Origin of the sequence: Marisediminitalea lipolytica (assembly GCF_001758465.1) — a bacterium.
Taxonomy (GTDB): domain Bacteria; phylum Pseudomonadota; class Gammaproteobacteria; order Enterobacterales; family Alteromonadaceae; genus Alteromonas; species Alteromonas lipolytica.
This window is the reverse complement of record NZ_MJIC01000001.1, coordinates 61,905-81,674: the sequence shown is the minus strand read 5'-3', so window position 1 is coordinate 81,674 and position 19,770 is coordinate 61,905. Positions and strand designations below refer to the sequence as shown.

Sequence of the window (19,770 nt, the reverse complement as noted above, 5' to 3'; positions counted from 1 at the left end):
CCATGCCGTGGCTTGATTGGCTCTCATTATTTGTCCGCTGGTTCCATGTCATTGCTGGCATCGCCTGGATTGGCGCTTCGTTTTACTTTATCTGGCTGGATAACAGTCTGGAAACACCACCGGAATGGAAAAAACAAAAAGGCATTAAAGGGGATTTATGGGCCGTACACGGTGGTGGTTTTTATGAAGTAGGCAAATATGCTTATGGTCCCGAGGTAATGCCAAAAACCCTGCACTGGTTTAAGTGGGAGGCCTATTCCACCTGGATGAGCGGCTTTGCCCTGCTGATCATTGTGTATTATTTTGCCGCGTCGGCTTACCTGATTGACCCGGCCGTCATGAACCTCACCGAAGGCGAGGCTATTGGCCGCGGCCTGGGTTTGTTGGCTGGCGGCGTCTTGCTGTACGAGTTAGCCTGCCGCTCACCGCTGGCAAACTATCCGAAAGTCTTTGCCCTGGCCCTCACCGCTTTGCTGGTTGTGGCAAGCTACTTAGCCACTCACTGGTTTAGCGGACGCGGCGCGTACATTCATGTGGGCGCACTCATTGGCTCCATCATGGTAGCTAACGTTTGGCTGAATATTATGCCTGCCCAGCGCAAAATGGTCGATGCCGTGGCCGCCAAACAGCCGGTGGACCCAGCCTGGGGCGCGGGTGCCAAACTGCGTTCGGTGCATAATAACTACCTTACCCTGCCGATCCTGTTCATTATGATCAGTAACCATTACCCGATGACCTACCAACATCCGCAGAACTGGCTGGTATTGGTGGCGATTATGGCACTATCTGCATGGATTAGGCATTTTTTCAATTTGCGTCATGTGGGTAAGTTCAGTCCGGCAGTGCTCATTAGCGGTATGCTTGGTTTGCTGGCTGTCGCACTGTGGGTGTCCTGGCCTAAAGCACCAGTGGCGGTTACGACGGTAGCCAGCCCGTCCCCGTCTTCACTAAGTACACTGGATAAGCAGGTTCACACGCTGGTACAAACCCATTGCATTGGCTGTCATGCTGCTAACCCTACCGACGAGGTATTTAAAGTAGCGCCTCTGGGCGTAAAGTTTGACAGCTGGGAGCAAATATCCCGTCAGGGCCGCCAGTTAGTAAACCGAACCACGGTCACGCGGGACATGCCGTTTTTAAATAAAACCAATATGACAGAAGAAGAGCGGGCAATTATTGCCGCCTGGGGCAAAGAGAAAGGATTTTAAGTCTGTCCCGGGCCTGTCATCAGGTGCCTTGCTGCTGTTGCAACAAGGCGCCGTTAAATCAGGGCCAGCACTTTACCAGCCAACATTCTGACAGCTAGCTTTTACTGCCTTTAATCTGATACATCTGTTGATCCGCCAGCTCAATCCAGTGTTGCACGGTATCGAGTTCTTTATCCCACTGCGCCAGACCTATTGAACACTGTATGGTTACGTTCACTCCGTCATCACTGGTGACAGTCACAGGCTGAGAAAAAATCCGGTTAAGCAGGGATTCTGCTTCGTAATCACGGGTATCGGGTAATAACAGCAAAAATTCATCACCCCCATAGCGACCCAGTATATCATTTACCCGCATGGTAGCCTGGATCCGCTCGGTTAACGCGATAAGCGCTTTATCGCCGGTCTGATGACCATAGTTGTCATTAATCTGTTTAAACTTATCCAGGTCCAGGAACGCCAGCGTCGAAGTCGTTCGTTCGCCAATTCGTCTGAGCCGCTTAAACTCGGTATCGACAGCATGTAAACATTCCCGGCGATTATTAATGCCAGTCAGGTCGTCAATTCTGGACAGCACATTTAACCTGTCATTGGCCGACTTAAGGGCTTCGGTCAGTTGGCGGTCATGCGTAATATCATCGGCAGTAATCACCAAAAATATCACCTCTCCGCCATGATCACGGATAACCTCACCGCGTTCGCGAATGTAGCGCAATTCGCCGTCGTCACGCATCACCCGGTATTCAAACTGCCAGGGAGATTGGATTGTACGCTGATAAAATATCTGTACACGTTGTCGATCAGCAGCGTGAATATGTGTAATAAAACTGCGCGGTGCGTTAAAAAGCTCTGCCGCGTCGCGCCCCCAAATTCGCTGATAGCCTTCATTCAGGTAGATTAGCGAGGAGAGATCAGGTTTGGCTACCCACACCGCCATCCGATCAGACAGTGAACTGATAATAGAACGCAGTGTTTCCTGGGATTCAAAGTAGTTCTGTTCATAGCGTTTTTTATCATCGATATCTTCCACCACTGAGATAAAAAAAGCCGGAGAGCCATCGGCATGACAGACCAGGGTAACGGTGAGTTTTCCCCAAACTACATGCCCTTTTTTATGGATATAAAGCTTTTCCATATGGTAAGAATTACGCATCCCGTCGAGCATCTCTGCCAAGTACTGTAAATCCTCGTTAAGGTAATCAGGATGGGTAATCTTTTGAAAATCAAGCTGAACCAGCTCTTCTCTGGTGTAGCCAAGAAAAGCACTTAGTGATTTGTTTACTCTTATAAATTCGCCTTTAGGACTGACATGCGCCAGACCTACCCCGCAGTGTTCAAACGTAGACTCAAATACTGCTGTTTGCGTCTCATCAACCATGAATTCCTCCGCCGTAAACCGGCTCCAAACATTCCGCTGTTTCACACACTTTGTCGTTTAGTCGTTTATTCGGGGTAATCGCACTAAAAAACAGGTTCCCTGAGGATTACTTGACTCAAGTCGTAATTCGCCACCATATTGCTCAATAATGGCTTTGGATATTGATAATCCTAATCCGGTTCCCACCCCCACCATTTTTGTGGTGAAGAAGGGATCAAAAATTTTGTTCATAACCGTTTCCGGGATCCCCGAACCGTTATCCGTAATTCGACAATCAACGGTTTTATCCTGTAGTTGCACCGCTAAGCTTATTTTTCCATAGCGATCACTGATAGCCTGGATAGCATTGGTCACAATATTAATAAACACTTGCGCTAACTGATTGGCATTCACCATCACGTCAGCGGCAGTTTCGGACGGTGTAAAACTAATTTCCACCACCGTTTTCGCCTGGGTTTTCACAATACTGAGAGCCTGAGTGATTACCCGGTTTAAATCGATTTTTGTACAGGTTTTCTCATCAGGGTGAGAAAACGATTTCAGGTTAGCGATAATATCGCTTGCCCGTCGGATACCTTCGAGAGATTCATCAAGCAAATCATCGGTATCCGTTAAAATATAGTCCATTTCGCGCTTTTTGTATTCTTCCTGAAGTTGTGGCGAAGTTTGCGTTGATTTTTTTATAAAGCCATGAATATCTGACAAATAGTCCTGTAAACTGGACAGATTGCTGTTTATAAAGCCCAATGGGTTATTCAGCTCATGTGCAACCCCTGCGGCGAGCTGCCCCAGCGCCGCCATTTTTTCCTGGTTAATCATGGTTTTTTCAATTCGCTGGCGTTCTTCAAGCAAGGTTTCACGTTCGCGCATCAGTCTGTGCTGCTCAAAGTGAGACAAGGTATTAGCCACGAAAGCGCTAAAAGAGACAAAAATCTCTTCGAACTGCTTGGTAAAAGCACCGATATTGCGGTCGGCAACTAACCAGATGTACCTGGCCTGACTGGTACTGACAGGATGGATCAGCACCGAATTTGCTTCGGGTAACCAATTACCCAGATGTTGCGGCCAGCCCGGAATCAAACTCACGTTAAAAATGTTCATGGTATCTTCGAACACGTCAGTTAAATCTGAATATCTCAAGGGGCTGTAGTGTTGACCTTCATCACTGCTGGACACCGGTATTACGGTACTTTGCTGCTCATCGTAATGCGCGATTAATATTTGATCACAGGGCAGGATTTCCCGGATCACCTCGAACAGTCGCGCGAATACTTCGCTGCGATGGCTTGACGACATAATTGCATCAAGGCCATTGAGCAACAGTTGATTTATTTGTTTAAAGCGTTGCAACTGATTGTTTTCGAAGCGCAGTTGCAAAATGGTCTCGTTGAGTTTCTCGATATCATCCACCGCCCGCTTACCCCAGTGCCGTAACAGAAATCATCAGGTTACCATGACGGCTTACCCCATCAGCAAAGCAGCCCTGTTCACCAAAGGTAAACCCAACAATGAACGAAATTCCCTGGGTCCGGGCACTCAAAGAACAACGAATTTCATCCAGCTGGTCTTTGATAGCCAGCATGCAGCCGCCACAGAAAATAATCAGTAGGGCCAGTGGTCGCCGTTCGTAATTTAATTCATGGGTCCTTAACACCACATCGGTGACCTCGGCTGCCCGGCTGATAAGATTTTCAGCGTGACCATTCATTAAACTGACCTGCTCTCCCAGCCTGATGGTAGCGAATAGATCGATACTGTTGTCGGCATTTAACCGTGCAGGGTGCGCAAGTAAGGGAACAGTGTACTGTTCTTTACCCCGCTGGCGCCCGAGGGGAAAATAAGTCGATGCAGCCAGGATATTACCTGGTGTCAGCGGCGGCTGATGATAACGCTGTAACCAGCGGTTATAAACTTCACCAGCAGGCTCACCATCCAGGGTGTATAAGGTCCGTCCTTCAACGGCCGTTACTGTGGCCGCGCAATCGGTTGTCTGATAGCCGGAACTAAAATAACTCGACACCGGTTCACTCATGTAAAACACTGCGATGACTATCCCTTCGCTTCGTAACTGGTGACCATCAAACTGCAGCCACTCTCCCGCAATACTGTTATCGGCGCTGCTACCGCCCACAATGGGTACACCATCGCCCAGTACATTCTGCAAACCTTTCAGTACCGCTTCTTCACTTCCCGGTGCCACCACCAACCACACCAGCGAAGGCATTTCACCTAATCTGTCGGCATCCCGCATGGCATTAACCAGGGTCGACTCGGCTATAGCCTGCTGCTTTCCCTGTACCAGCTCGGCAGAGGCGACCCCGGTAGAACCATCGAGACCGGCAAACGACAGCACATGCAGATAACTTTCGCCCTGATCCGTGCCCAAATTACTCATCGCGCCAAGACAACTTGAAGAGGCTACCCAACGGGCGTTTGATTGTTCGTTTTGCTCAGAAAGGCTGGATTGGGCAAGCTGACTGACCGCCTTAACATCACCAAAAGCGATGTTTATCTGCGCAGAAAGGAGGGCATCACAAGGAAAGGATTGCGCAAAGTCTCCATCGGCATCAATGGCAAATCGGTTAACACTTACCTGCATAACTCATCCTTATAATGTCACAACTGTCACACTTAACACAAAGACGCTATAATCTTAATCTTTACTATTGATTTATATAGGTTATGAACAGTAAACTTGCAAAAAATTATCGTATAAATTGCCATAACGGCCGGTAATCAATATCACCTGGTTCATCCTAAGAAAAACGGACAGGTTGCGTCGGAGACGCGTTCACAGTGATGTTCCCTAACCTTCGGGGTTGTAGAAGAGCGACGATGACTAACAAACACTACGCTGTGTTTATCGATGACGATGAACTGATGCTTAAAGCCGTCAGGCGAACCGCCAGGCGCCTTATTCCTGACTGGGACACCTCGTTTATCAGCGAACCCGGTAAATGGCGGGAACTGCTGTTATCTGACCGTACACCAGATATTGTATTTTGTGATTATCGCATGCCCGGTATTAATGGTGGAGAAGTACTGGCTCAGGTTGCCAGCGACTGCCCCTTAGCCATTCGGGTTCTAATGACCGGCGATACCCGGGATGAAGTATTAGTGGGTTACAGCGGCACAGCCCATAGTCTTATCAACAAGCCTTTTAGCGACGAGTTACTGGCCGATCTACTGGCACAGGTTGAAAAACTTAACAGATTACCGTTCACCCACCAGCAACAGGAATGTCTGGGCCAACTAAGCTATCTGCCGGTGCTACCAGAAATTGTGGGGCAATTGCGCAGAGCGCTTAATGATGAGCAGGCTGATACCAAAAAAATCGCTGATATTATCGTGCAGGAACCTTTAATTGCAGCCCGAATTTTACAGGTTGCGAACTCAGCTTACCTGGGCTTTCAGCGCACCACAGAATCACTGGATGAAGCCATTGGAAGACTTGGCATCCAGTTGCTCTATGCTCTCACTGTGAGCTTTGCTATCGAATCAGAGACAGCGCCATTATTGCCAGCAAAAATTCACCAGTCTATTTGTGATACTACACAAAATATGGCCTCGCTGGGAAAAGCGCTGGCGGCCAGTTTTAAGTGTTCCGCTAAAGCCCAGCAGCAGGTCTTTACATCGGCAATTTTAAACGGTACGGGTCGTCTGGTGCTTGAAATTACACGTCACAAAACGCCACCGCTACACGCTCAGTTACTGCAGCAACTCAACGCCTATCCGGATACGTTGATCACGGTATTTTTACTGACATTGTGGTGTTTTCCGGAGCAGGTTGTCTGGCCATTACTGGAACTGGAAAGTGCGCCGCTGGCAGACGAAAAAGCCTGGATCAACCCGCTGTATTTTGCCTATCAGTATTATAAGTGTGGTGATAATGCAGATAAGCTGGCGGATTTTATGAGCAGCCTGCCCGAGCCGGTTAAAACCGCAATTTTAGACAATCTTGGTAGTTAAACGCGTCAGATCCTCCGGTCGGTTGATATTGACCATTTCCTGAGGATTACCGGTAAAAGGCTCGCTGATGGCTTGTGTCCCCTGCAATAACTTTCGCACAGACAGACACGGATCGTCGGCAACCAGTGCTTTCGTTATGGCTATAACATCAGCAGATACCGGTAACACCAGAGGTAAGTAACAATCGTTATAATAAACCGGCCGCAACAACTCGTGGCTTAGTTTGAGTAAATGATTTAGTGCGGACACCGAAAGATTAGGCATATCTACTGGCAGAAATAAGGCAACCCCTTTGACCGCTGCAGACGCCGTAAACTGTTGCAGAATGTGTGCTATGGCGCTTGCCGGACCTTGTCCGGGATAGCTTTCTGTTAAGTCGGCGGCATCACCGCCAACCACAAAATGCTGATTAAGCGCGGCAGAACCTAACACTGACTGGGCAATGCTCAGCATGCTCTTCTCTCCCACCTTTACCCGGGCCTTATCGGTACCCATTCGGGAGGAACGCCCACCAGCCAGAATAAATCCAATGGCGTAATGGGGTGCTTGCTCTACAATACGGTCAATGCTCAATTCTGCCTTCATTACTTAAAATTTAGTCGCTACCCAAACCCACAGTTTATCAGTATCGACTTTGATGTCACCAGCAGAGTAATTGGCGTATTTAATACCTACGTCAAACTTTTCAGCCACTTTGGTGGTGTACTGCAGGTTAATCTCGCTACCCAGATCATCAACGGTAGCACTGGCTTCATCTGCGCTGAAGTCATGGTAAACCGCTAACCACTTACCACCCGCTAATTTACCGGCAAAGCTAACATAAATATCCTGTAAACCTTGCGTAGGGGTACCCAGGAATTGATCTGACCAACCGTTAAACTTATGCAGGGTAGCCAGTGGCGTAGCAAAACCGTAAGCGCCATCGTCAGACCCCAGCAGTTCGTAACCCAGTTTACCGGTGATATCCGAAACTGTTGCGCCCGCTTCTAACATTAAATAAGTTGCAGAAAAATCAGTGGTGGCCGTTTCACTGGATTGGGTTGCAAATTCAGCGTTGTAAACCCACTTGATCGAATCGGTTTTATACGCGCCGTTGTAGCTTACACCGTATGTATCCAGGCTGTTATCAGTGTCATTATCTACTTCCAGCAGGTAGGCATAAGCAGTGATCTTACCGAAATCCGCCTTGTAGCTCAGGTTTAATAAGTGGTCGTTTGAATCGATGTCAGCTGACTCACCAAAAATACGGTTACGCTTGTTCAGGTAAGCATAAAATGCCGACATGTTGTCGTTAAGTTTATAGTTAACCGATACGGCATCATAAGTCTGCCAGTCCTGGCGCCAGCCTACGTGACCCACAAAGCGGTGACCATCCAGGGCAATAATCTGACGACCGGCTTTTACGGTTACCGCATCGTCTTTGTACTGCACATAACCCTGATTTAACTCCGTGGTTTCAGGGTCTGCAATAACGGAGTATTGACCTAGGTTGTAACCGGTTGGCCCTACGGTGTAATCGCCCTGCCCCATTACAATGGTCACATCTTCCAGATCAGCTTTAAACGAGAAACCTTTGTAGCTGCCAGATTCATAGCTCAACAACGTACGCAGTGTCAGCGCACTGGCATCTTTAACCGCGTTATCCTGGTTAGCACCTTCGTAACGCAGACGGAAACTGGCTGACGCTTTAGACTCAGACAGCGCTTTATGCCAGTCAGTATCAGCCTGAGCGGCCGGTAAAATCGCAGCAGAAATAAGAGAAGCCAGTGCCGCACGTTTGAATAAAGAGACTTGTGTTTTCATGATAAATTCCTAAATTGAGCGTGAGATATCCTGGCCCGGCTTTTTCAAGCCGAGCTAACAATTTGTTTTTAAAAGATTATTTAGGCAGCGTCAGACTTTTTTGCGGAAGCAGCCTGCTTTGCTTTTTTATGCCCTGAAACGGTCTCAACCTTCTTTTGTTTTTCATACAGGAAGGTCAGTACCTCATGGCGATAATGGTTGTATTCCGGGTTATCTGCCAGCGCCAGACGATCCCGTGGACGGTCCAGTTTAACGTCCAGAATTTCACCAATAGTGGCTGATGGTCCGTTGGTCATCATCACTATACGATCAGAAAGTAATACCGCTTCATCTACATCGTGGGTGATCATGATGACGGTGTTACCCAGGTCTGCGTGAATTTCCATTAATGAATCCTGCAGGTGAGCACGGGTTAATGCATCCAGTGCGCCGAAAGGTTCGTCCATCAGTAGCACTTTAGGCTCCATGGCCAATGCCCGGGCAATGCCCACGCGCTGCTTCATACCGCCGGAGATTTCTGACGGCAGTTTGTCCAGTGCATGGGTCATGTGCACCAGTTCCATGTTGTGCATTACCCAGTCACGAATTTCCTGTTTGGACTTGCCTTTCTGGGTTTGCTTAACCGCTAATTCCACATTTTTATAGCAGGATAACCAGGGCAGTAACGAGTGATTCTGAAACACTACGGCACGCTCGGGACCCGGCTCTTTTACTTCAGCACCGTCCAGAATTACGCCGCCGGTAGTGGCCTGATGTAAACCCGCTACTATGTTCAGTACGGTGGATTTACCACAACCTGAGTGACCAATTAATGAGATAAACTCGCCCTTTTCGATCTTCAGATTAACGTCGGTTAACGCAGTGAACGGGCCTTTCGGTGTAGGAAACTGAATCCCTACCTGACTGAGTTCTAAATGTCTGCTTTGCATAATTTATTTCCTCGTTTTAGTGAGCCGCTTAGCGCAGCACTGCGTTTTTGTCCCAGCTAACCAGACGCTGTACAGACAGCATCAGACGGTCCAGCATGAAACCAATTAAACCAATGGTAATAACCGCTACCATAATTCGCGCCAGAGACTCTGAGCTGCCGTTCTGGAATTCATCCCAGACAAACTTACCCAGGCCCGGGTTTTGTGCCAGCATTTCGGCAGCAATCAGTACCATCCAGCCAATACCCAGCGATAAGCGCAGACCGGTAAAGATCATCGGAATCGACGCCGGTAATACGATTTTCTGTACATGACTAAGTGGCTTTAAACGCAGAACCTTACTTACGTTAACCAGATCAGAATCAATGTTAGAGACCCCAACCGCGGTGTTGATCAGTGTTGGCCACAGGCAGCACAGCGATACAGTAAAAGCAGAGGTAATAAACGATTTTGAGAACATCGGATCGTCGCTCACGTACACGGCGCTCACTACCATGGTCACCAGCGGTAACCACGCCAGTGGCGATACCGGTTTAAAAATCTGGATCAGCGGGTTCATTGCAGAATAAGCCGATTTGCTCAGTCCGCACAAAATCCCTACTGGCACTGCCACGATGCTGGCAATAAAAAACCCCACCATCACGGTATACAGACTGGTCCAGATTTGATCAAAAAACGTCGGTGCGCCGGTAAATTCACGGATCTTTGGTACATACGTCGGGTCTTTGGCTACGCGGGCTGCGTTTCGCTCTTCCTGACGCGCATAGAATGCATCCGCTTTTTCCCGCTGAGCCGAATGCTCATCGATTAACGTAAACGTTTGTTCCCATACCTGCGCCGGGCCGGGAAATTGCCCCAGAGACGTATCGATGTTCTTGGCTACCACATTCCAAATCGCGAGGAATAACAGCAAGCCTACAACCGGCATTAATAACTTGGGTAAGGTAGACATAATATTTCCTAACACGCTTTTACCATTCATTTGGCCAATATGGCTGACAACTTGTACCGATTTACTCATCGTCTTTACCTTTTATCGTCGGGGTCACAGGTGACACGGTTACAGAACCGTGTCGCCTTTCAGACCAATTGAGAATTTCTCTAAGTACGCATTTGGCTTGCTACCATCAAAGGTCACGTTATCGATGAACTCAGTTTGTGGTGGTTTAAAGCCAGTTTCAGTATCAAAGTCAGGGAAGTCCTTGGCATCAGCAATGCCTTCTTCAATCAGCGCTTTAGCCGCTTTGGTGTAGATATCCGGGCGATATACGCTTTTCGCGGTTTCCATGTACCAGTTGTCTGACTTAGGCTCGGCAATCTGACCCCAGCGGCGCATTTGAGTTAAATACCAGATAGCATCACTGTAGTACGGATAGGTCGCGTTATGACGGAAAAAGGTATTAAAGTCAGGCACTTCACGTTTGTCGCCTTTCTCATATTCGAAGGTACCAGTCATACTGTTAGCAATAACGTCCGCATCTGCACCTACGTAGCTGCTTTTCGCCAGAATTTTTACCGCTTCCGGACGGTTAGCATTGTTGTTCGCATCCAGCCACATTGCCGCACGGATCATGGCTTTCACTACACGAATGTGTGTATTAGGGTTTTCTTCAGCCCATTTTTTGCTTACGCCAAATACTTTTTCCGGATTGTTTTTCCAGATTTCGTAGTCAGTAATTACCGGTACACCAATACCTTTAAATACTGCTTGTTGGTTCCACGGCTCACCTACGCAATAACCGAAAATCGTACCGGCTTCCATGGTGGCAGGCATTTGCGGTGGAGGCGTTACCGATAACTGTGCCTGTGCATCGATTTGGCCAGATGTGTCACCTTTATGCGGAGCATAGTAACCAGGGTGAATACCACCAGCAGCTAACCAGTAACGCAGCTCGTAGTTGTGGGTAGATACCGGGAATACCATGCCCATTTTGAACGGCTTGCCCGCATTTTTATAGCTTTCAACCACCGGTTTTAAATAATCCGCTTTAATCGGGTGAACCGGTTTACCATTCTCAACCGGAATGTATTTTTCCATTTCCGCCCAGACATCGTTGGACACGGTAATACCGTTGCCGTTTAAGTCCATGCTGAATGCTGTGATAATGTGTGACTGGGTACCAAAACCGATGGTGGCACCCAATGGCTGACCTGCCAGCATGTGTGCGCCGTCTAACTGACCGTCGATAACACGGTCAAGCAGCACTTTCCAGTTGGCCTGGGCTTCCAGGGTTACGTACAGGCCTTCATCTTCGAAGTAACCTTTTTCGTAGGCAATGGCCAGCGGTGCCATGTCAGTCAGTTTAATAAAACCAAACTTCAGCTCTTCTTTTTCCGGCCAGCCAATATCTTCCGCTGATACGGTGGCTACAGAAGCCGTAAATAATGATGCAACAAGTGTCAGTGATCCTGCTACCTGCTTTAACTTGTGTTTTACAGTTGTGTGTAACATGTACTTTCCTTAAGCCAAAAAAAAACCCACACGTTCGAAATGACAATGTCATTGTGAACGTGTGGGCTTCGTTGCCGATAACCTTGCCCGTTATGAAGGCAGCAAGGTCCAGATTAATTGTTTACGATTAAGCGCACTAGTATCGCTAAATGTATTTATTGATATTCATATTTAGTGCCAACTTTAATATTCATTTAATTTCAACAACTTATAATTTTCGGTTATTTATCGCCGAAATTCAGCGACTCATCGTAGTGCATTTTGTGCACTGTCAGTGCTCACTGTGAAATGGCAATGCCTGTTTATGGCGCATTTGCCAGAGTTCGCTGGCACGCTCTTGTGCATCCTGGACCGTTAAGGATTCGACTAACATCAGATAAACCGCCAGTGATGCAATCACCGCCTGCTCCCCATAACCGTGCTCCAGCTTGCCATGCCAGACTGCCAGCATCGTATCTACCGAAAAATCCCGCTCTTTCATGGCCCAGCCATCAGCCTCTGGCAGCACAACTTTTTCGGTAACACCATTACTGGTGTAATACAGGTCAGTCGCACGATCCCGATTGACTTCCGGGTCGCCACCATCGCCACGAAACACCAGTGATTGTTGGCTGGCAAAAGTCTGATTAACCACCGAATGACGTTCGTCGAGATGGGTATGGTAAACCCCCTGCACCGCAAACGGTGCACTACTGGGATTTAACAGTCGGGCTAAGGTATTTGCGCAGGAGCGTAAACCAAATAATTCACGCAGTTTAATAATGCGATCCAGCGGTTTAAGGGCAACCCCTAAGTCCAGGTAACAGGCGTTTCGAGTATTCATGTCGGTAACGGCGTGTTCTATACTATTGGCCAGCGACAACCCCAGTTCTGGTAATGCATGGCTGGCGTAAAAACGCTGTGAACCTGGCTCTGAAGCACCATGCAAGCACACCCGGTAACCGGCTTTAGCCAACAACGCAGCACTCAGCAAATACCAGGGTAACTGGCGGCGTTTTCCGGCGTAACAGCCAATATCCACACTGGCATTCAACGCGGAAAGCTGCGCAGACAGACGTTTTCGACAGGCGGCAATAAAGCCACAAAGTTCGTCTACCGACTCTTCCTGCATACGTAACAGCATTAAAAAAGCACCGGCTTGTTCCGGTGCGATGGATTCATCAAGAAGTTGGGAAAAGGCATCAAACGCTTCAGTTTGGGTAAGATGCCGGGCGCCCCGCTGGCCTTTGCCGAGGGCTTTAATGTATTCGCTAAATGGCGGTTTGCTCATAGGAGTGATGTAACAAGTCGACCGTAATGGGCTGACGTGCAGCTACCACATGACCAATCACAGTAAGTGCTGGTCCTTCGATTGCCGCGTCGAGCACGCGTTGAAAAATATCGCTGACGGTGCCAACGATAACCTGTTGCTGATTACAACACGCGTTCTCAATTACCGCAACGGGTAAGTTAGGATCTACACCTGCATCCACAAGACGTTCAGACAATAATGCTAAACGCTTTAAACCCATGTACACAACAGTGGTTTCTCGTTCGCTACTGGCGGCAATGGCCTGCCAGTCGGCTTCTTTAGCCGGATCCTGAAATTGCGCGGTCATAAAGCGCACTGATTGTGCATAACGGCGGTCAGTCAGTGGAATGCCGGTATAAGCCGAAGCACCGGATGCGGCGGTAATCCCGGGGACAATAGCAAAGGGAATACCAGCCTGATGCAGAGCGTCGGTTTCTTCACAGGTACGGGCAAATATGGCCGGGTCGCCGCCCTTTAAGCGCACCACCCGCTTGCCCTCTAAGCCTAACTCGACCAGTCGCTCACATATCTTGTCCTGTGGCACACTGTGTTTGCCGCAGCGCTTACCGACAAATTCACGGGCAATATGACGCGGAATACAATCCAGTACAGACTGGTCTACCAGCCAGTCAAACAATACCACGTCGGCTTCCTGTAGCAGGCGATATGCTTTCAGGGTGAGTAATTCGGCATCACCCGGACCAGCGCCAACAATAAAGACTTCACCCACCCGGCCAGGGTTACTCTGCTGCTGACCGGTTGCTGACAAATCGCTGCCAGTATTACCACGCAGAAAAGTGCCCAACCGTGAAACTCTGAGCATAAAAGGCATTACAAGGGTATTAAAGCGCATAGTCATTGCTGGTTTCCTCTTTCGCTTCACTCTGTGGCATTGCCCCAGAGGATTCAATTAAACTGGCTAACTCGGTTTTACATGAACCACAGTTAGTGCCACATTTAAGCGCTTTGCCCAGGCCGCTTACAGTATTGTTGCCCTCATCAATGGCGTGTTTGATAGTATTTTCCCGCACGCCAAAGCAACTACACACCACTTTGCCCAATAAAAAGGCCTCATCCGGCTGCTGTTCCAGCAGACCATTGATTTGTTCAGGGGATAATTCGGTGCCGCTATACAGGCTATCCAGCCAGTCACGGGGCATATCCATTGGTTTATCCGCCAGCAGCACAGCAAGTACCAGCTTATTGTTACGGGTTACTACAATGCTCAGTTGATGCGGCCCTTGCAGGGTCGCCCACTGGGCATCTTTGGGCAGGTGTTTTAATACTGCTGCAACCATGCTTTGCGGATCACGAGGATCGGCTAATTCGATACACGCTGCCGCTGTGGTAGGCGTATTCAGGTAGTAATAGCCCGCGTTTTGCAGCGCGACCACTAACGATTCATCACCATACACCAGGCCATAGCTTTGCATGGCAACCGGGCTAAGCCGGATGGCACCATGTTTTAATTCCGGCTGGCCAGAAAGCGCATCATTGGCACCGTTTAACAGCGCGCCGACTTTGGCATGTGAGCCCCAGGTAGCAGACCAGTGAAACGGCGCAAACACTTCGCCGCGACGCTGTTTATCATCAATTTTAACCGGTAGAATCACTTCTACCTCACCGCTACAGGCGGCTTCAGCTTTTAACAAATCGCCGTCTTTTACCGCAAGCGCCTGTGCATCCAGCGGATGTACGCTTAACCAGGGCCGGTCGATGTGTTTAAGCAAGCGCGGTGCATTGCCGGTACGCGTCATGGTATGCCATTGATCGCGAATACGGCCGGTGTTTAACACAAAGGGGTATTCAGCGCTGGTTTGTTGGGTAGCCAGGCGCGGCGTAATCGCCACAAAGTTGGCTTTGCGGTTAGGGGTATAAAAAGACCCGTCAGCAAACAGGCGCTCTGTCCCAATACGGTGGGTCTCGTTCAGGGGCCATTGCTGCGGGCGCAGATTATCATATTGTGCAACACTTAAATCAGCCAACGGACCTAAATCCAGTGCGCGACTGCCATTGTTATTAGCTGCTGTGAGAGCACAATGCTCTGCAAAAATCTCGGCCGGATGTGCATAATTAAAGGCGTCTTCGAAGCCTAATGCCTGGCCGACCAGCGACAGAATTTCCCAGTCATGTTTGGCTTCCCCCATTGGCGCAACCAAACCCCGTTGCCGGGAGATGCGTCGTTCTGAATTCGTTACGGTACCGTTTTTTTCTGACCAGCCGGTGGCTGGTAGTGCTATATGCGCATAGTTAAGGGTATCGGTTTGTGCGGCTGTATCCGACACAATCACCAGCTCACACTGTTTAAGCGCAGCTTCCACCAATGCCCGGTTAGGCATACTGGCTACCGGATTGGTTGCCATAATCCAAATGCATTTTACTTTGCCATCAGCCGCAGCCTGAAACATGTCAACCGCACGCAACCCCGGCTTAGTAATAAGATTTGGCGCATTCCAGAATTGTTTTACTGTGGCATGATGCGCTGGATTATCAATATCCATGTGCGCAGCCAGCATGTTAGATAACCCGCCTACTTCGCGGCCGCCCATGGCATTGGGCTGCCCGGTAATGGAAAACGGGCCGCTGCCCTCTTTGCCAATTTTCCCCGTGGCTAAATGGCAGTTGATGATGGCATTGCCTTTGTCCACACCACTGGTTGACTGATTAATCCCCATCGAGAAAAACGTGATGGCCCGTGGCAAGGTAGCAAACCAGTTAAACAAGGTTACCAATTCAGCTTCCGCTACGTCACACACTTCGGCAACCCGAGCCATCGGCCACTCAAAGGCCGCAGCCAGGGTTTCGGCAAAACCATGGGTGGAAGCGGCGATAAATGCTTCATCCAGCGCATTATTATTTGCCAGAAAGTTCAGTAACCCGCAGAACAGTACTGCATCGGTGCCCGGCTTTAAGGCAATGTGTAAATCGGCAATCGCGGTGCTATCGGTTTTACGGGGGTCCACCACCACCACTTTCATATCAGGGTTACGCAGTTTCGCCCGTTCGATGCGCTGATACAGTACCGGATGAGTCCAGGCCGCATTGCTACCGGTGAGGATAAGCAGGTCGGTATGCTCAAGATCCTCATAATTACACGGCACAATGTCTTCACCGAAAGCGCGCTTATGGGCAACTACCGCCGAGGACATACACAGCCGCGAATTGGTATCGATATTAGCCGTGCCGATAAAGCCTTTCATCAGTTTATTGGCAACGTAGTAATCTTCGGTTAACAGTTGCCCGGAGCCATAGATAGCCACGGCATCCGGACCGTGCTGTTCAATAATTGCTGCCATTTTAGCCGCAATCACGCCAATCGCATCATCCCAGCTGGCAGGCTGTCCGAACACAACGGGCTGTAACAGGCGTTTGTTGCCATCCAGCGTTTCCAGCAAATGGGTACCTTTAATACACAGTCGACCAAAATTTGCCGGATGCTCCGTGCTGCCCTTGAGTTCGCTTAGAGTGCCCGTCATGCCGCCACGCTGTAATACATCCACACCACAACCTACCCCACAATAAGGACAGGTGGTTTGCACCAGCTTGTTAGCCGGCGCAGCAGATTTTGACAATACAGGAGGCATGGCAGTCATGGCGGTTCTCACTTTTACTTAAAGTTCTACAAAGACCCGATCTTTATCAACACGGACCGGGTAAGTGCTGACGCTCGCATCTTCACGCTCAAGACACTTGCCGGTGTCCAGATCGTAATGCTCCTTATACAGTGGTGATGCCACCACTATTTTATCGGTTAAGGTGCCAACAATGCCGCGATACAGTACGTTGGCTTCGCCAATAGGGTCCCAGTTACTGATAGCATACACATTGGTTTCGCCATCCAGCTGGACACTGAAAATCGCCACCTGGATGCCAGCTATCAGTGCACAAACACCACTGTTAGTGACCAGGTCATCAACAGAACATACATCATGCCACTGAACGCTTAAACTAGTTTGAGCCTGCATGGTATTTCTCCTATACGAGTTCTACGGGAATGGCTTTACCAGCCGAAAATTTCTCGGCCTTGGTGGCCGGACGAATTTGGTCACGCTCAGCAACAAACTGAATGTTCGAGTCGGTTTCATTGCTGTTTACAAACTGACGGAAACGTTTCAGTGCTTCTGGTGACTCAATGGTGGTCTTCCACTCACACTGATAGGTATCAGTAATGTGCTGCATTTGTGCTTCCAGTTCTGCACAAATACCCAGGGAGTCTTCAATCACCACAGATTTAAGGTACTCCAGGCCGCCTTCCAGGTTTTCCATCCACACGGAGGTACGTTGTAAGCGGTCGGCGGTTTTGGCGTAGAACATCAGCACCCGGTCGATATACTTAACCAGCGTGGCGTCATCCAGATCCGTAGCGAACAAATCAGCGTGACGTGGTTTCATACCGCCATTACCGCAAACGTAAAGATTCCAGCCTTTTTCAGTAGCGATAACACCGATATCCTTACCCTGCGCCTCTGCACATTCACGGGTACAGCCCGATACAGCAAATTTAATTTTGTGCGGTGCCCGCAGGCCTTTGTAACGGTTTTCCAGATCGATCGCCATTGTCACCGAGTCCTGCACACCATAGCGGCACCAGGTGCTGCCTACACAGGATTTCACCGTACGCAGTGCTTTGGCATAGGCGTGGCCGGTTTCAAAACCACCCGCAACAAGTTCTTCCCAGATAGCGGGTAACTGCTCAACACGGGCACCGAATAAATCGATACGCTGACCACCGGTAATTTTGGTATACAGGTTATAGCGCTTGGCCACATCGCCTAACAAAATGAGTTTATCCGGCGTGATTTCGCCGCCCGCTACACGCGGCACAATGGAATACGTACCGTCTTTTTGCATGTTACCCAGATACGTATCGTTGGTATCCTGCAGCGGCTGGTGTTGTTTAGCCAGAATGTAATCATTCCACACCGACGCAAAGATAGACCCGGCCGCAGGCTTACAAATGTCACAGCCGAGGCCTTTACCGTGTTTTTCCAGTAACTCTTCAAAGGTATGGATTTGACCAACCTGAATCAGGTGATACAGCTCCTGGCGCGAATAATCAAAGTGCTCACAAATGGCTTTGGACACTTCCACGCCACGTTTTTCCAGTTCGCTGTCGACGATGTTTTTCAGCAGCGCAGCACAACCACCGCAGCCAGTTGCCGCTTTGGTGCAGGACTTCACATCCCCTACCGAGCAGCAGCCACTGTCGATCGCGCCAACAATGTCGCCTTTTGACACATTGTGGCATGAACAGATAGTTGCGGTGTCACCCAGTGCATCTGCACCTAACAGGGGTTTTTCACCGGCCGATGGCAGGATCAGTGCTTCCGGGCTCTCCGGTAAGGCAATACTGTTTAAGGCGTACTGTAAAAGGGTATCGTAATCACTGGTATCACCAATCAGTACGGCACCCAGTACCAGCGCTTTATTGGCGTCGACCACCAGCTTTTTGTAAACGCCCTCAGGCTGGTTGTGATAAGTGTAAGACAGTGCGCCCGGGGTTCTGGCATGAGCATCACCGATAGAGCCCACTTCTACGCCCATCAGCTTTAACTTAGTGCTCATATCAAAGCCGGTAAACTCACCTTCAGTACCAATAATGTTAGCAACTGCGGTACGCGCCATGGCATAACCAGGCGCTACCAGGCCGTAAATCTTTTTGTCCCACAGCGCACATTCGCCAATGGCATAAATGTTGTGGTCAGAGGTACGGCACTGATTATCAATAACAATACCGCCACGCTCGCCGGTGACCAGACCAAACTCTTTGGCCAGTTGATCGCTGGGGCGAATACCAGCAGAAAACAGCACTAAGTCGGTTTCCAGATGCGTACCATCGGCAAACTTCATGCGATAACGGCAGCTTTCACCCGCTTCGATACACTCGGTGGCTTTTTGCGTATGCACCTGTACACCCAGCGCTTCAATCTTGTCTTTGAGTAACTCACCGCCCATAGGATCAAGCTGAACCGCCATCAACTGCGGCGCAAACTCGACAACGTGCGTATCCAGGCCTGCCTGTTTTAGTGCGTTAGCCGCCTCAAGGCCTAACAGACCGCCGCCTACTACCACACCGACCTTGCTTTGCGAGGCCGATGCACTAATGGCTTCGAGATCTTCAATCGTACGATAAACCAGGCAGTGCTCCTGATCGTTACCCGGAATGGGCGGCACGAAGGGATAAGAACCGGTTGCCAGGATCAGCGTGTCGTATTCGTAGGTGCCGCCCGCTTTGGTGGTAACAACCTGATTTTCGCGATCGATGTTCGACACCCAGGCATTGGTAACCGCTTTAACGCCCCAATCCTGATACGTTTTCTCATCAGTGAGCGCCAGGTCTTCAGCCGTTTTGCCTGAAAAATAAGAAGACAGATAGACCCGGTCGTAAGCCAGACGGCTTTCGCCACTTAATACCGTGATGTGGCAGTTGTACTCACTGTTTACCAGTTGTTCAACAAAGTGGTGACCCACCATACCATTACCAATAATAACGATGCGTTGTTGCCGTGAAGAAAAGTTCATTTCATCTACCTTTTTTTAAGGCAAAAAAAAACCCACAACCATTACTGGTTGTGGGCTTCGTTGCCTGTTTAAGCTTTAGCTATTCTGTTTGTGTCGTCTCTTAACTTACATATGCTTTGCGAGTTAAGACAACGAGATGGATATGTTAATACAATAACGATGCCAACTTTCAATACTCTTTAATTACAGAGACTTAGTTAATAGTTATAGCTGAACACCCA

At 49.1% G+C, this 19,770-nt stretch carries 15 protein-coding genes and 2 pseudogenes; 2 read left to right on the top strand and 15 right to left on the bottom strand.

Annotated features, from left to right (window positions below; translation table 11 throughout):
* Positions 1–2: 2 nt before the first annotated feature.
* Complete coding sequence (locus tag BFC17_RS00365; RefSeq protein WP_070174479.1) at positions 3–1,208, top strand: urate hydroxylase PuuD; 1,206 nt, start codon at positions 3–5, stop codon at positions 1,206–1,208.
* Between the two features lie 94 nt (positions 1,209–1,302).
* On the opposite strand, the gene BFC17_RS00360 is transcribed toward BFC17_RS00365, so the two are convergent.
* The 3 genes from BFC17_RS00360 to BFC17_RS00350 are packed head-to-tail and all read right to left on the bottom strand — an operon-like array spanning position 1,303 to position 5,182.
* Complete coding sequence (locus BFC17_RS00360; RefSeq protein ID WP_070174478.1) at positions 1,303–2,583, bottom strand: diguanylate cyclase; 1,281 nt, start codon at positions 2,581–2,583, stop codon at positions 1,303–1,305.
* A gap of 57 nt (positions 2,584–2,640) precedes the next feature.
* The gene (locus BFC17_RS00355; protein ID WP_070174477.1) at positions 2,641–3,993 is read right to left on the bottom strand and encodes a sensor histidine kinase; all 1,353 of its coding nucleotides are present in this window, start codon (positions 3,991–3,993) and stop codon (positions 2,641–2,643) included.
* 7 nt (positions 3,994–4,000) lie between these two features.
* Positions 4,001–5,182: an FIST signal transduction protein gene (locus tag BFC17_RS00350; protein WP_070174476.1), complete on the bottom strand. Its 1,182-nt coding sequence runs from the start codon at positions 5,180–5,182 to the stop codon at positions 4,001–4,003.
* A gap of 236 nt (positions 5,183–5,418) precedes the next feature.
* On the opposite strand from BFC17_RS00350, the gene BFC17_RS00345 reads away from it, so the two are divergent.
* On the top strand, positions 5,419–6,552 hold the full coding sequence (locus tag BFC17_RS00345) for an HDOD domain-containing protein (RefSeq protein WP_070174475.1): 1,134 nt from the start codon (positions 5,419–5,421) through the stop codon (positions 6,550–6,552).
* Here the strand turns inward: BFC17_RS00345 and mobA are convergent.
* The 12 genes and pseudogenes from mobA to nirB form a co-directional block, all read right to left on the bottom strand.
* Entirely contained in the window at positions 6,532–7,137 is a 606-nt protein-coding gene (mobA, locus tag BFC17_RS00340) for a molybdenum cofactor guanylyltransferase (protein WP_070174474.1), read from the bottom strand. The two genes, BFC17_RS00345 and mobA, sit on opposite strands and share 21 nt — an antisense overlap.
* Before the next feature lie 3 nt (positions 7,138–7,140).
* Positions 7,141–8,355, bottom strand: coding sequence for an alginate export family protein (locus BFC17_RS00335; protein ID WP_070174473.1), 1,215 nt, complete (start codon positions 8,353–8,355; stop codon positions 7,141–7,143).
* Between the two features lie 80 nt (positions 8,356–8,435).
* On the bottom strand, positions 8,436–9,284 hold the full coding sequence (locus BFC17_RS00330; protein ID WP_070174472.1) for an ABC transporter ATP-binding protein: 849 nt from the start codon (positions 9,282–9,284) through the stop codon (positions 8,436–8,438).
* Positions 9,285–9,312: 28 nt separating this feature from the next.
* Entirely contained in the window at positions 9,313–10,236 is a 924-nt protein-coding gene (locus BFC17_RS00325; protein WP_373287175.1) for an ABC transporter permease, read from the bottom strand.
* 108 nt (positions 10,237–10,344) lie between these two features.
* Positions 10,345–11,736 carry a CmpA/NrtA family ABC transporter substrate-binding protein gene (locus BFC17_RS00320; protein WP_070174470.1) on the bottom strand — a complete coding sequence of 464 codons (1,392 nt, stop codon included), beginning with the start codon at positions 11,734–11,736 and terminating at the stop codon, positions 10,345–10,347.
* A gap of 271 nt (positions 11,737–12,007) precedes the next feature.
* Positions 12,008–13,006 (bottom strand): glycosyl transferase family protein, encoded by a 999-nt coding sequence (locus BFC17_RS00315; RefSeq protein WP_070174469.1) that lies wholly within the window; start codon positions 13,004–13,006, stop codon positions 12,008–12,010.
* A complete protein-coding gene (cobA, locus tag BFC17_RS00310) occupies positions 12,987–13,886 on the bottom strand; it encodes a uroporphyrinogen-III C-methyltransferase (RefSeq protein ID WP_139141954.1) in 900 nt (299 codons plus the stop codon). The genes BFC17_RS00315 and cobA overlap by 20 nt, the downstream gene beginning before the upstream one ends.
* Positions 13,870–14,187: a (2Fe-2S)-binding protein gene (locus BFC17_RS23025; RefSeq protein ID WP_425304322.1), complete on the bottom strand. Its 318-nt coding sequence runs from the start codon at positions 14,185–14,187 to the stop codon at positions 13,870–13,872. The genes cobA and BFC17_RS23025 overlap by 17 nt, the downstream gene beginning before the upstream one ends.
* A gap of 312 nt (positions 14,188–14,499) precedes the next feature.
* A pseudogene (locus BFC17_RS23020) lies at positions 14,500–14,814 on the bottom strand (molybdopterin dinucleotide binding domain-containing protein); the annotation flags it as partial.
* A 333-nt stretch (positions 14,815–15,147) separates the two neighbouring features.
* A pseudogene (locus BFC17_RS23015) lies at positions 15,148–16,611 on the bottom strand (molybdopterin-dependent oxidoreductase); the annotation flags it as partial.
* A gap of 27 nt (positions 16,612–16,638) precedes the next feature.
* Positions 16,639–16,992: a nitrite reductase small subunit NirD gene (nirD, locus tag BFC17_RS00300; protein ID WP_070174466.1), complete on the bottom strand. Its 354-nt coding sequence runs from the start codon at positions 16,990–16,992 to the stop codon at positions 16,639–16,641.
* A 10-nt stretch (positions 16,993–17,002) separates the two neighbouring features.
* A complete protein-coding gene (gene nirB, locus BFC17_RS00295) occupies positions 17,003–19,549 on the bottom strand; it encodes a nitrite reductase large subunit NirB (protein ID WP_070174465.1) in 2,547 nt (848 codons plus the stop codon).
* Positions 19,550–19,770: the final 221 nt, after the last annotated feature.